Raw genomic sequence first — 13,147 nt, 5'->3', positions numbered from 1 at the left:
ATGAGTAATATAGATTGGACCGTTCTCATTTGTACACTGGTTGCAGTGGTGGTTTACGGCGTATTCATCGGTCGTGGCCAGAAAAGCAACGAATCTTACCTGAAAGCAGATAATAAAATGCCCTGGTACATTGTGTTGATAGGGATTATGGCTACGCAGGCCAGTGCCATTACTTTTCTTTCGGCACCGGGCCAGGCGTATACAGACGGCATGCGTTTCGTGCAGTATTACTTTGGTTTGCCTTTGGCGATGATTGTGATCTGTATCACGTTCATCCCGATTTTTCAGCGCTTAAATGTTTACACGGCTTATGAATATCTGGAAAACCGTTTTGATAAAAAAACAAGGGTACTTACTTCACTGCTTTTCCTTTTTTCCAGAGGTTTATCAACAGGAATCAGTATTTATGCTCCGAGTATCATCTTATCAAGCGTTTTAAACTGGAATATTTATTTAACCAATGTCTTAACAGGGGGTATTCTGTTGATTTATACCTATGTGGGCGGGGCAAAAGCGATCGCTCACACCCAAAAACTACAGTTTCTGATTATTCTGGGAACCATGGCTTTTGCAGGGTATCTGCTTATTCAGAATATGCCGAACGGAATTGGTTTTAAGGATGCGCTGTATCTTGCAGGGAAATCCGGAAAGCTCAATGTCATCACCACAGAATTCGACTGGAAAGATAAATACAATATCTGGAGCGGACTGATTGGCGGTTTTTTTCTGGCCCTTTCTTACTTTGGGACGGACCAGAGCCAGGTCGGGAGGTATATTACGGCGAAAGACAATACCAATGCGAAAATGGGCTTGCTGTTGAACGGATTGGTTAAAATTCCGATGCAGTTTGCTATTCTCCTCATCGGTGCTTTGCTTTTCGCTTTCTTTTCTTTAAAACCGGCTCCGATTTATTTTAACGAACGCTCTTATCAACATTTAAAGGAAACACAACCTGAACAGGCTGCGGTTTTTGAAAAAGAACATCAGGATTTACAAGCAAAATTTAATGCAGAATCGAAAGAAATTCTGCAAATGAAAGAAACTCAATCTCCCCAGCTCACAAAAACAATTCAGGATTTTAAAAGTACACAAACTCAGGTAAAAGAGCTTCACGGCAGGGTAGAGGAAGCGATTAACAATTCAAACTATAATGCCGAGAAAACGGATACCAATTACATTTTCCTGTATTTCGTAAAAAACACCTTGCCTGTAGGGATGATCGGTTTACTATTTGCCGTCATTTTTCTGGCCAGCTGGGGTTCAATTTCGGCAGCGCTGAATTCCCTTGCCGCCTGCTCATTAAAAGATGTTCATTTGATATTTAAAAAAGAAATTCCTGATGATGCCACCGAATTGAAGTACAGTCGCCTGCACACTTTAGCCTGGGGGATTTTCTCAATTGGCGTTGCTATGTTTGCCACTCAGATGGGTTCCCTTATTGAAGCGGTGAATGTATTAGGTTCTCTTTTCTACGGCCCGATATTGGGGATTTTTCTGGTCGCCTTTTACTATAAAAAAATCACAGGTTCGAATGTATTTATTGCTGCCATATTATCAGAAATTGCGGTGATTGCCGTTTATCAATTCGATATCGTTTCTTTCCTTTGGCTCAATGTCATTGGGGCAGCGGCAGTCATTATATTTTCTGCAATCGGTTTGCTGTTTTATAAGCAGAAAGCAGTAAATTCGTAAACGAACAATAACAAAAACAAATAAATAAAAATAATATGAGAACCATCATTAAATCTGCTGCCGTCCTTGTTGCGACAATGACAATCTCCATGAATGCCTTTGCACAGGATACTAAAAAACCTGCGAGCCCCGCGGCTACTGCAACGGGAAAAATTAAAGACGCAACCATTACGATAGCCTATAGCAGTCCTTCTGTAAAAGGGCGTACCATCTGGGGTGGCTTAGAAGCTTATGATAAAGTTTGGCGTGCAGGTGCCAATGAAGCAACGACTTTCGAAACGGATAAAGATATTACTGTTCAGGGTAAAAAACTGCCTGCAGGGAAATACAGCTTTTTCTTAATCCCTAAACAAAGCGGAACCTGGACTGCGATTTTTAACAAAGAACCAAAACAATGGGGCGCTTATAAATACGAGCAAGCTAAAGATGCTTTGCGTGTGGATGTAAAAACAAAAGCTTTACCGGCAACACAGGAAGCTTTAGTATATAAAGTAAATAGTAATGGATTCACCATGGATTGGGATAAAATCTCAGTTCCGGTAGAGATCAAATAAATCTAAATATAAGAAATTAAAATCCCGTCAATGCGGGATTTTTTTATGTTTAAATTTCTGATAAATAGGTATTTATTGGTATTAAAAAAAGAGACAACTATCAGATAATTGCCTCCTGAATTGGTGAGAAGTAGCGTATCTTCAAGTATTTTTATAGATAATTGGGTCGGTCTAAGCCGGATGAACCGCTTTCCTGCTGCATTCTTTATTGTGAAAAAATAATCACCTTTATTTATTCTGCAATGAATATTTTCTTTTTGGCAATGTCGATGGTTAAAACTTTACCCAGCCAATCTATGCTTGTTTTCCCTTCATAGATCAATCCGTCCACAAAGGCAGCATCTAAATTTTCTATTCTGCGTAGTTTATTGGCTGTATGTATTTTTGACAGTTGACCGATATAATAATTGTTTTCCTTATTGAAATCACTTTTAATAGGAACTGTTTTGAAATCTGCCTTGTTCAGCGCCAATGGTTCCATCAGCTTTGAACTGAACCAAAATGAATTTTTTCCGGCACCGCTGTCCAGTAATGTCTGAATTTTTAAATTATCATTCAACTCTACGTACGTAAAAATATCGATGGCTTTCCCCGCATAATCTGCAATCTGAATATCAATGCTTTTTTCATTTTTTACGGGTTTATCGAAAAGAATTGTCTTGTGGATATAGTCAATGGTAACAGGGGTATTCCTGAAGGGCTGTAGTGAGATCATCCCGTCAATATCTCCAAATTCCAGGTCTACAATGGTGTATTGCTGATTGTTGAAATTTTTATTATTGATTTCTAAGCTTTTCGCATTATAAAGATCTACATTGAGTTCTTCACCGGTTGCCCGATGGCCCACAAAGAAATTATGAGTCTTTTCATTGGTAATTTTATTGGAAAATCTCTTAAAAATGGCATTGAGGCCAGATCCTGTATCAAGAATGAATTTTCCCTCCACATCATTTATTTTGGCCTTGATAATGATGTGTCCGTTGCTATTGATTTCAAATGGAATTTGTGCATTTATTTTTAAAGAATATAGTAAGCTTATTAATAAGATAACTGTTCTGAATATTGTTTTTTTCATAACTGATTGAGTTGATATCATTTTGAATTTAGGCACTAACATACAACTTTACACTAAATGTTAAAATTGATAATTTATTTTGTTAAATATTTCGTTTTAATGCATTTAAACTTGCGTATATCGTAAATTTTTCGTATATTTATAACTCTTACAATAAATATCAATGCTCAAATTTAATAGTATTTTAGACCTTATTAGGGCTTTCCCTGATGAGCAGTCATGTATTGATTATCTTACACAACTTCGTTGGAAAAATGGAGTTGTGAGCCCTTTTGATGCTACATCAAAAGTTTATGTATGTAAGGATAATAGATACAAATGTAAAAATACAGGCAAATATTTTAACGCAAGAACAAATACTATTTTTGAAGGCTCTAAAATCTCATTACAAAATTGGTTTATTGCTATCTATCTTTATACTTCTCATAAGCGAGGTATTAGTAGCTATCAACTTGCAAAGGATTTAGATGTAACTCAGAAAACAGCATGGTTTATCCTGCAAAGATTAAGATATGCAACGGAGCATGAATCATTCCAGAAAGAGTTTGAAGGCATCGTACAATGCGATGAAACATTTGTAGGCGGTAAAAACAAAAACCGTCATGCTGATAAAAAGGTAAAGAATTCACAAGGACGTTCTTTCAAAGATAAAGTACCTGTATTCGGAGCAATAGAAGAATCAACAGGATGGGTTAAAGCAATAGTAGTTTCAGATACAAAAGCGAAAACAATTCAACCATTGTTATATGAGCATATCAAGAAAGACTCTCATATAATGACAGATGAATGGCACGCTTACAAAAACATAGGAAACTATTTCCACACTCATACATATGTTGACCACGGTAAAAAGCAATATGCAGATGAAGGGACAACTACAAATGCAATTGAATGTTTTTGGTCACATTTGAAGCGTTCAATAATAGGAGTTTATTACAAGACAAGTAAGAAGCATTTACAGTTATATCTTGATGAAATGACATTCAGGTATAATACTAAAGAATTGCGGACAGACAGAAGATTTGAAATGTACTTAGAAAAAACTCAACAAAAAAGATTAACTTGGCAATCGTTAACTGCGAAAACATGAAAGAAAGAGTATTTCAAGAATACAAGAAGCAATACAGCAAGAAATTTAAAGATAACAGTCTTATAAATGAATTCTTTAAAACGCATGTACTTGATACTATCAAAGACAGCGATATATTACAAGAGCTAAATAAAAATGGACGGGATTTAAGCAAGATGGAACCTTTAGATTATCTTGAAAATGAGTCTATTTTATTACGGACGATAAGAGTATGCGTGTTACTTGAACTTTCTAAAGACTACACAGAATTTAAAAAGTTCAATAAAAAAATAAAGAAAGACAAAGAATCAATAGCAGATGTAGAATTTGAAAAGCTACTTACTGAATTGATTAAAATACAACCAAATTAAAGCCCCGATTAAGGGGCTTTATTATTTAACAATTTAAATTTGTGTTATGACTAAAAAACAAAAAGTAGAGAAAGCAATAAATCTTCTATTAGAAGAATTGCAAGGAGCCGATTTTGCCACTGCAAAATATGTTGTCCAAACAATTGAACTTCATTTAATAAGAAATTCAACTGTTAACACTGATATTTCAGATATTGATAAAGTTAAACTTCTTGATGAAGATTTTGATTACTTTAGAAATTCATTTCTAAGTAGGGATTCTATCTCTTAAAAGTGAAAGTATATTTTCGTTTTCTTTAAGTAATCTTGTCAACTCTGCTAAATGAGAGCTATGCATTGGTCTTGTTAGAAGTAATTTCTTTACCTCTTCATTGATTGCCTGATTTTGATTCAGAACCGCAGAAATCAACCTTAAAAGTTCATCCATTTCTTTTTTATCCATAAATAATATTTTTCCCAAATATAGGAATTAAACTTATTCAGAGGTCACATTTTTGATAATTATATTAGCTGTTTCATACATCCAATTAATAATTCTATTAACTTCACTTACAGAATTGTAGTTCCAATTTTTTTCAAATACGTTTTTGACAAGTAGCTCAGAAAAATTATTTTGAATTTTCGTCTTTTGAGAATCTGAAATGTCTAAATTTTTGATTTGACTTTCAATATTGTTTATCGTACTTTGAACCTGTTGAACATTATTGTTATATCTATTTTGAAGAATATTCATACTATCTCCGATATTAACTATATTTAATTGTTGAGGCGCACGATACTGTGTAGGTTGTCGAGTTTGCGGAGATTGAGAATTATTGGTAGAATAATACTCATACTGTTTTGAGAAGCTATTGTACTTTTCATAGCCAGTCATATTTCCGTTTGAATCAAAATATTCGTAACGGTTATAAAATGAATTGTACTTTTTGGTTGCTGTTTGGGAGAAACAAAAAACTCCGAATAACATGAATACGGAAAAGATAACTTTTTTCATAATATGATTTTAGTTCACCTAGTCCCAACAGTGATTGTTAAAATAAGAAAGCGTGGGACTTTGCCCATTCATTCTTACAGAGGCTCTGGTAAGCCATTAGGAAATAAACAGGAAAGCCCACGCCTATGGCATGAGCATTTCGCTTATTTATCTACTCCTAATTTTTGAATTTACCAGATTCCTGTAAGGTAGTATAAAAAGCAAACGCTTTGTTTTGTCGATATGTTTAGGTCACAAATATAGAAAAAAGATGTTGCTTATCATAGAGATAAAGCTAAAGATAATAGTGACGATGATGTTAATGATAATACTATGGATAAAGGTGTAGATGATGGTTATAGATAAACTAACAGAGAATGATAGACAAGAACTACTAGTTAAAGTTGTTGTTGTTGTTGCCAGATAATAACATAGTTCGTATATTTGCAAAACAAGAAGACCTAACAAGCGGTAACTTATTAGGTCTTTTGAAAGTTATTCTTTCTTATCCTTTTTATCTTTGTTCTTATTGAAGTAGTGGATACTTCTTAGAATACTTAATAGATTTTTTAAGGATTTAGCCTCATCTGAGGCAAGTAAAGTAACTAATGTTTGATAATGTTCTGCTAAGAACTCGATGATGTCTTGAATCATAAAATATATATTTGAGTTTAGGCAAACAAAAAAATACACTACAGAACGCCTAATCCTCTGTAATGTATACTAAAAACCTATAGTGTTATATTGGTAGTATAACCTTTTGGTTGACTGGATTTAATTTGATAACTATTTCATATTATTTCTGGGTTTTAAAAGTTAAACAATATTCACCCTTCTGAAAGCTACTTTCAGTTAAGGGTATTCGTTTTGCAAAGATACGAATTTTTTTCAAACTACAAAACTATTTAACACACTTTAACTTTAGGTATTTTATCTGTTTCTTGTTATAATAGTATAGATTCACATTCAAAAAGTTATATAAATGAAAAATAAAAGACAGCAAAGTGCTGTCTTTTTTAATTAAAATCGGTGTAACATTGTATGTTAGTGCCTGAATTTAAATCTATTGTTTTGATTTCAATCTTATGATCTGCTGTTCTGCATTCTTGTTCTGAGGATTCAGTTGAAAAGCTTTTTCATAATTCTTAATGGCAAGTTCGTTTTCTTCCAGTTCAGCGTAGGTTTCGCCCAAGCTGTCAAAAGCATTGCCACTGGAAGGGTATAGAGAAACATTCAGTTTGAACAACTCCAAAGCATCTTTCAGCCTTTTCTGTCCAATCAGTTTATAGCCCCAATTGTTAACTTCATCTTCTGTTAATGTGAAATCCTTATTTTTTAATTTTAGTTTGTTAGCTGTTTCGATTGCGTTTTTATACCCGGTTTTATCCAAGATTAATTTCATCGACTTCCCGGAAGGTGACATTCCAAAACCATTGGCTTCCTTCATATCCGGAATAAATAATCCTGCCAGTTCATCAATAAATACATCAGGACTTCCACCGGATAAATTGGTCAATATAATAATGGATAGAGCATCTTTCGGATAAACAAATACAGCTGAGCGTCCACCTCCCACAGGAGCAGCGGCAGGATGTTCAGTTCTGTCAATTACTGGCCAGCCTGCCGCATAACCATTAAGCAGCCTGCTGAATCCTGCTGTTTTTCCGTTATTCAGCAAAGCAGGTTTCCATAGTGCTTCCAAGCTCGATTTTTGCTTGAAAAATTCCATATTCTGTAAGGCGATGACCCATTTTGCCATTTCATTTGCAGTTGAGCTCATCCCGGCTGCAGTTTGTAATTCAGGAGGAAATGAGAAAAACATATTGTTAAGCTTACCTTTTGAAAATTGATAGCTGTTAGCCGCATGGGGAACTATTTCTTTAACTGCTCCAAAACCGGATTGAATGGTCTTTTCCATCCCTGCTTTTTGAAGCTGCTTTTTGGTGATAAATTCCTGAAAGCTCATTCCACTCGATTTATTGATGATCTGACCAAGAAGATAATAATTGGTTTGATTATATCTGAACTCTTCGCCCGGTTTGAAATCATTGGGCATAGCAAGTACTTTTTTCCAGGACAGATTAAAATTATCAGCGATCATAACGGATTCTTCCTCATCTACCACATCAGGAATCCCTGAAGTGTGGGACAAAAGTTGCAGAACGGTTGCCGTTTTCCAGCTTTCAGGAATTTCACTGAGATATTCGGAGATCGGCGCATTCAGTTTTAGTTTTCCTTCTTCCATCAGTTGTATAACGGCAACGCCTACAAAGGCTTTGGTAATGGAATTGATTGTAAAAACAGACTTATGGGTTACGGGAATGGAATCCTGAATATTGGCCAATCCGTAATAGCCTGTTTTTACAATTTTGCCGTGTCTTACAATGGCTAATTCTAATCCTGGAATTTTACGTTTCTGCATCTGATTATTGATAAATAAATCAATGCTGTCTTTCTGTGCTAAAACCGGGATGCTACAGAATAGTAGTAAAATGGTGATTAAAGACTTTTGTGAAAAAATCATGTGTAGTTGAGTTTATTGATAAGGTTATTAATGAAGTTTTTAAGGGGCAAATATATGAATGAAAAGGCGTTTATTTGATAACAGATGATTACATTTTTTTATTTGCAGACTTGGTATACTAGAGATTTTTCAAAAGTTTTATAAAACCAATGACCTTTCTTTAGAAGTGAATCAAGTATTTTCAAAAACTTCATCAAAAAAATAGCAAAACACAAATATGAAAAATGAATTTCACTGATTGGAATGTTTCAGTCGGATGTCGCTTATCTCTTTTTTTAAGAGACAGAATGATATATCGAGTGAGGGATATTAATCTGTTTTGATTCTCGATTTAAAATCAAATTGTTATAGAAAGTATTGTTCACATAGCTGGAAGAAAACCGCCTGCAATGAACGCTTCCTTTTACGTTTTCCAGATTTGTAAATGTTCCCTGATGAGCCATAAGGTAAGGAAAAGTCCTTTGAATAAATACAATAAATCCTGATCAAGTGATATTTACAGTATAAATACCCATTGGAGAAAACCCGTATTTCTACATAATCTCTGCCTCCCTATTCGAGGTACCTTTAATCCGTGGAATTTCACAATCACAAATTTATTAACTAAAAAATTAAAACAATGGAAAACCAAGCAGTAAGAGTCATCAGCGAAGTGACAGCAAAGGCCCAGGCAAACCCTGATTTTGCACATGAGTATGTAAACAACCCGAACAAAGTGCTTTCTGACGCAGGTATGCAAATCCCAGAGGGGATGAATATCCACGTTATCGTAGGCGCTCCGGCCAACTCGGAAATCCCTAACAGCACCAGTACAGATGTTTACCTGCTTTTACCACAGGTTAACGAGGAAATTAAAGATGAATCCCTTGCAACAGCGGCGGCTGCCAGCTGCCAAAGTACATCAAGTACCTGTGTTACTGTACCGTCTTGTGTAAGTTGCGTATCGAGCGCATCTACAAATTCTTGCAGCTAATACATTTTGGAATAAACATCATTCCGTTCAAAAATCAATGAGCCGGTTTAGATAAGCTTATTCCAAAAGGTCCGGTATAGCGGGAACCGGGTTACTCGGTTCCCGTTATAGCGGATTAATCCCTAGTGAATGGACAGGATTTCTGACAGGCCCAATGCTATTGTAGTTTCCCCCTCCATTTCCCGAAAAATCGTTTATCCTTATAAAAGAGATCAACATGCATATCCCGAAATTTAAAGATCATATACACCCGATAGTTGTAGAAGACGACAAACTTATTCTCAGTTCGGAATTCGGCCAGCAATTACTGACCGGAAAGTCCCTTATCCACGTAGCGAAGTACATGGACGGTGTCAAAAGTGTGGACGACATTATTCAGCATCTCGATGGTGTGGTTGATGCACCGCAGGTTTTGTATGTGCTATCCCTGCTGAAAGAGAAAAAATATATTTTTGAAACCAAGAATAAACTAAGCGTTTCCGAATCTGCATTTTGGAGTTCTCTCGGTGTGGAAGAAGCTGTGGTACAAAGGAATAAGGAACGGGCCCGCGTCCGAATCTATACTTATGGTACTGCCGAAAGCAGCAATTTTATCCGGCAGATGAATGCCGGAGGACTTTCTGTTGTCGGGGAAGCAGAAAACCTTGCGGTAATCTTAACAGACGATTACCTTCAGGATGGTGTTTTGGAAAAGGCCAGAGATTTATGGCATCAAAACATTCCTTTTCTGATTTGTAAACCTAATGGAATAGAAATCTGGCTTGGCCCCATATTCATACCCGGCAAGACTGCATGTTTTGACTGTTTGGTACAACGTCTTATAGCCAACCGTGATGTTGAAGTCTACCTGAAAGAAACCGGTAAAATTAATACCCCTCTCGTTGCAGCCAGCAGCTTACCTTCAACGATCGATACAAGCCTCAGCAACGCATTAACTGAGCTTTTGAAATTTATCGTGCTGGGACATAACGAGCAATTGGAAAATAAAATGGTGACGATTCATTACGGAACATTCGAAACCAATAAACACGTAGTGGTGCGGAGACCGCAATGTAGGATATGCGGAACACCCGATACAGACAGGATACCCGGAAACATTCAATTCCAATCCAGCCCGAAAAGCTTTATCGACGGCGGTCATCGGTCCGTAACCGCTGAAGAAACCTACAACCGTTTTAAACACCTCATCAGCCCGATAACCGGTATTGTCAATAAACTGGAACGGATTACAAACGGAGATGACGTACTGCAACATGTATTCATTTCCGGTCAGAATATGGCGATCAAGACCAATAACCTGCAATCGTTACGAAAAAACCTGCGAAGCAACAGTTGCGGCAAAGGTGTTACGGAGATTCAGGCCAAAGTCAGTGCAATCGGCGAAGCCATTGAACGGTACTCAGGCGTTTACAGGGGAGACGAGCCACGCCAGCTCACCAGTTTTAAAGCCCTTGGCGATAAGGCCATCCATCCCAATGACTGTATGCTGTTCAGTAAAAAGCAAATAGCAGATATGGAGTTGTGGAATGCCCGCGAAAGTTTCTTTAATATTGTGCCCCTGCCTCTGGATGAAAATGCTCTTATCGAATGGAGCCCGCTATGGTCCGTTACAAGAAATGAAGTGGTCTACCTGCCTGCCGCCTATTGCTATTACAGCCATCCGGATAACGGCGGAGAACATTTCTTCTGCGCACCGGATTCCAACGGATGTGCTGCAGGAAATACACTCGAAGAAGCAGTACTGCAAGGCTTCATGGAACTTATAGAAAGGGATAGTGTAGCGATATGGTGGTACAACAGGCTGAATATGCCTGAACTTGACCTGGAAAGCTTTAACGATGACTACGCAATTAAACTTAAGGCTTATCACAAAAGCAGAAACCGGGATATGTGGGTGTTAGACCTCACCGGCGACAGCGGTATTCCTGCGTTTATTGCCATTTCTGCCCGCAACGACCGTACCAATTGCCAGGACATTGTATTTGCCCCTGCTGCGCACCTCGATCCAAGCATAGCATTGCGACGGGCGCTGACCGAACTGAACCAAATGATGCCCTCTATGGACGAAAGTCTGCCACCAGGCCAATACAGATATGACGACCCGGAAACCGTCCATTGGTGGCAAACGGCCAACCTGGAAAACCAGCCTTACCTGTTACCCGATACGCGACGCCCGAAAAGCACTGCGGATAGTTTTGATGTTCCCCGGTTTACAGATATTAAAAATGACCTTGACTATTGTGTCAAGATTGTAAAAAAGATGGGACTCGATATGCACATCCTTGATCAAACCAGGCCTGACATTGGCTTGCACGTGGTAAAGGTGGTTGTGCCGGGCTTACGTCACTTCTGGGCAAGGTATGCCGATGGCCGTATATACGATGTGCCTGTAAAAATGGGCTGGCTTCAGGCCCCTTTAAACGAGTCGGAACTGAACCCGATTTCCATTTTTATTTAATCAACCATTATCCAGATGCCATGGAACATAACACAGCAAAGAAGTCGATGGAGCTTAAGCTCTCACTGAAACAGGACACCCGGGTCGAGGTAAAAGGACAAGATAGTCTGCTATTTAGTAATCAGGGAAATTTTTTCATGATTGAAAATCTCCGTCCTTCTACCCATACTGCGTTAAAGCTCCTGGAAAATAATAAATATACAAAAACAGAACTGGGCAGCATTGCTTTTGAACAAGAGGGCTATAACGGATTAAACCATTTTAACCTGCACCTCGGCAGACTGGAAAAAGCTGGTTACGTGGCTTACACACTGATGGAGGATAATTCTGTTTTTTGCAGTTACGAACAGATGACTGGCACCGCCGTTTTTTGCATAGATCAGATCTCCCGGCGGTTCCGGCTTTCAAAGTTTGCCTTTATCCGCCGCGAAGGATCAAGTTTTCTATTGGAATCAGCGCTTGGCCAGGCCAGGATTCTTATCTATGACCAGCGGATCCTGGGGCTTACTTCGTTACTATCCACTTTTACCACAACGGGGGCATTAAGCCGGGAGCAGCACATCAGTGCATCTACCCTTGAGGCTTTTATTACCCTGTTGCATACCGGTGACTTCCTAGAATTTGAGCCTGTTGTCAACAAGCCGTCCCAAGAAGAATTATGGAGTTTTCACGACCTGCTGTTTCACACTCGCACCCGTTACGGAAGACACAATTACAATCTGGGAGCGACTTATAGATTTATCAACCGTATTCTTCCCAAGAAGGCAAGCAGGGGAGAAGCAGATGCACTCGCGGAAGTTTACCTGTCCGTACCGGGTCCGGAAGAAATGCATTTATCGCATTCACTGGATCATTGTATAGAACAAAGACATTCTACCCGGGCCTTTAACGGGCTCGATCTCAGGTTGCTGAGCATTCTGTTGTATCGGTGCCTGCGCATCAAGGGGAGCCGCCCGTACCCGGTAGCCAACGCAGCAGGTGATACCGCGGAAATAGAAACATTAAGCGCGCCTTACCCTTCGGGAGGAAGTATGTACGAGCTTATCTTTTACATAACCATTTACGAATGTGAAGGGCTCGAACCCGGATTTTATCAATACAATGCGTTTGAGCATAAGTTATGCCTCCTGCATCGTAAAAACAGGGATACCGATACTATGATGTGGTATGCCAGAGCCTGTACCGGCAGTGAGAAATTACCTCCCGCCGTTATTACCTTCGCCGCCGATTTCGAACGGATGTTCTGGAAGTATGAAAATATGGCTTACGCTGCTATTCTGAAAAATGTCGGTGTGATTTTCCAGACCCTGTACCTCGTCGCTACCGACCTCGGTCTGGGCGCCTGCGCGATAGGCAACGGTAATATTGAGACGCTCTGCAGGCTTACGAAAAAAACAGTCCTGCAGGAGAGTTCTGTTGGAGAATTTATTTTAGGAAACCAATCATAAATAAAAAAAC

At 38.4% G+C, this 13,147-nt stretch carries 12 protein-coding genes; 8 read left to right on the top strand and 4 right to left on the bottom strand.

Annotated elements, in window-relative coordinates; translation table 11 throughout:
- Both BW964_RS03530 and BW964_RS03525 read left to right on the top strand, forming a co-directional pair.
- Positions 1–1,692, top strand: coding sequence for a sodium:solute symporter family protein (locus BW964_RS03530; RefSeq protein ID WP_076504728.1), 1,692 nt, complete (start codon positions 1–3; stop codon positions 1,690–1,692).
- 35 nt (positions 1,693–1,727) lie between these two features.
- Positions 1,728–2,246 carry a DUF2911 domain-containing protein gene (locus BW964_RS03525; protein WP_076504727.1) on the top strand — a complete coding sequence of 173 codons (519 nt, stop codon included), beginning with the start codon at positions 1,728–1,730 and terminating at the stop codon, positions 2,244–2,246.
- 232 nt (positions 2,247–2,478) lie between these two features.
- Here BW964_RS03525 and BW964_RS03520 read toward each other — a convergent pair whose 3' ends face one another.
- Complete coding sequence (locus BW964_RS03520; protein WP_165789211.1) at positions 2,479–3,321, bottom strand: retropepsin-like aspartic protease; 843 nt, start codon at positions 3,319–3,321, stop codon at positions 2,479–2,481.
- A gap of 163 nt (positions 3,322–3,484) precedes the next feature.
- Between BW964_RS03520 and BW964_RS03515 the strand changes: the two genes are divergently transcribed.
- The 3 genes from BW964_RS03515 to BW964_RS03505 are packed head-to-tail and all read left to right on the top strand — an operon-like array spanning position 3,485 to position 5,032.
- On the top strand, positions 3,485–4,411 hold the full coding sequence (locus BW964_RS03515) for an IS1595 family transposase (protein WP_076504723.1): 927 nt from the start codon (positions 3,485–3,487) through the stop codon (positions 4,409–4,411).
- On the top strand, positions 4,408–4,761 hold the full coding sequence (locus tag BW964_RS03510; protein ID WP_076504721.1) for a hypothetical protein: 354 nt from the start codon (positions 4,408–4,410) through the stop codon (positions 4,759–4,761). The genes BW964_RS03515 and BW964_RS03510 overlap by 4 nt, the downstream gene beginning before the upstream one ends.
- Positions 4,762–4,807: 46 nt before the next feature.
- Positions 4,808–5,032, top strand: a complete 225-nt coding sequence (locus tag BW964_RS03505; protein ID WP_076504719.1) for a hypothetical protein — start codon at positions 4,808–4,810, stop codon at positions 5,030–5,032.
- Here BW964_RS03505 and BW964_RS03500 read toward each other — a convergent pair.
- The 3 genes from BW964_RS03500 to BW964_RS03490 all read right to left on the bottom strand — a co-directional run bounded on the left by BW964_RS03500 (position 5,009) and on the right by BW964_RS03490 (position 8,258).
- A complete protein-coding gene (locus BW964_RS03500; protein ID WP_076504717.1) occupies positions 5,009–5,203 on the bottom strand; it encodes a hypothetical protein in 195 nt (64 codons plus the stop codon). The two genes, BW964_RS03505 and BW964_RS03500, sit on opposite strands and share 24 nt — an antisense overlap.
- Positions 5,204–5,236: 33 nt before the next feature.
- Positions 5,237–5,755, bottom strand: coding sequence for a hypothetical protein (locus BW964_RS03495; RefSeq protein WP_123912016.1), 519 nt, complete (start codon positions 5,753–5,755; stop codon positions 5,237–5,239).
- A 1,042-nt stretch (positions 5,756–6,797) separates the two neighbouring features.
- The gene (locus BW964_RS03490) at positions 6,798–8,258 is read right to left on the bottom strand and encodes a serine hydrolase (protein WP_076504713.1); all 1,461 of its coding nucleotides are present in this window, start codon (positions 8,256–8,258) and stop codon (positions 6,798–6,800) included.
- 619 nt (positions 8,259–8,877) lie between these two features.
- On the opposite strand from BW964_RS03490, the gene BW964_RS03485 reads away from it, so the two are divergent.
- The 3 genes from BW964_RS03485 (at position 8,878) to BW964_RS03475 (ending at position 13,137) form a co-directional block, all read left to right on the top strand.
- A complete protein-coding gene (locus tag BW964_RS03485) occupies positions 8,878–9,231 on the top strand; it encodes a hypothetical protein (protein ID WP_073335637.1) in 354 nt (117 codons plus the stop codon).
- Between the two features lie 217 nt (positions 9,232–9,448).
- On the top strand, positions 9,449–11,689 hold the full coding sequence (locus BW964_RS03480; RefSeq protein ID WP_076504711.1) for a TOMM precursor leader peptide-binding protein: 2,241 nt from the start codon (positions 9,449–9,451) through the stop codon (positions 11,687–11,689).
- Positions 11,690–11,709: 20 nt separating this feature from the next.
- A complete protein-coding gene (locus BW964_RS03475) occupies positions 11,710–13,137 on the top strand; it encodes a SagB family peptide dehydrogenase (RefSeq protein WP_076504709.1) in 1,428 nt (475 codons plus the stop codon).
- The last annotated feature ends 10 nt before the right edge of the window (positions 13,138–13,147 follow it).

The organism is Chryseobacterium shigense (genome assembly GCF_900156575.1).
Taxonomy (GTDB): Bacteria; Bacteroidota; Bacteroidia; order Flavobacteriales; family Weeksellaceae; genus Chryseobacterium; species Chryseobacterium shigense.
Note: the sequence above shows the minus strand (reverse complement) of the source record. Positions and strands in the feature narration are given on the sequence as shown.

Excerpts from the sequence above, each read along its gene's own strand:
- BW964_RS03530 (WP_076504728.1), top strand. The coding sequence starts at position 1 with ATGAGTAATATAGATTGGACCGTTCTCATTTGTACACTGGTTGCAGTG.
- BW964_RS03525 (WP_076504727.1), top strand. The coding sequence starts at position 1,728 with ATGAGAACCATCATTAAATCTGCTGCCGTCCTTGTTGCGACAATGACA.
- BW964_RS03520 (WP_165789211.1), bottom strand. The coding sequence starts at position 3,321 with ATGAAAAAAACAATATTCAGAACAGTTATCTTATTAATAAGCTTACTA.
- BW964_RS03515 (WP_076504723.1), top strand. The coding sequence starts at position 3,485 with ATGCTCAAATTTAATAGTATTTTAGACCTTATTAGGGCTTTCCCTGAT.
- BW964_RS03510 (WP_076504721.1), top strand. The coding sequence starts at position 4,408 with ATGAAAGAAAGAGTATTTCAAGAATACAAGAAGCAATACAGCAAGAAA.
- BW964_RS03505 (WP_076504719.1), top strand. The coding sequence starts at position 4,808 with ATGACTAAAAAACAAAAAGTAGAGAAAGCAATAAATCTTCTATTAGAA.
- BW964_RS03500 (WP_076504717.1), bottom strand. The coding sequence starts at position 5,203 with ATGGATAAAAAAGAAATGGATGAACTTTTAAGGTTGATTTCTGCGGTT.
- BW964_RS03495 (WP_123912016.1), bottom strand. The coding sequence starts at position 5,755 with ATGAAAAAAGTTATCTTTTCCGTATTCATGTTATTCGGAGTTTTTTGT.
- BW964_RS03490 (WP_076504713.1), bottom strand. The coding sequence starts at position 8,258 with ATGATTTTTTCACAAAAGTCTTTAATCACCATTTTACTACTATTCTGT.
- BW964_RS03485 (WP_073335637.1), top strand. The coding sequence starts at position 8,878 with ATGGAAAACCAAGCAGTAAGAGTCATCAGCGAAGTGACAGCAAAGGCC.
- BW964_RS03480 (WP_076504711.1), top strand. The coding sequence starts at position 9,449 with ATGCATATCCCGAAATTTAAAGATCATATACACCCGATAGTTGTAGAA.
- BW964_RS03475 (WP_076504709.1), top strand. The coding sequence starts at position 11,710 with ATGGAACATAACACAGCAAAGAAGTCGATGGAGCTTAAGCTCTCACTG.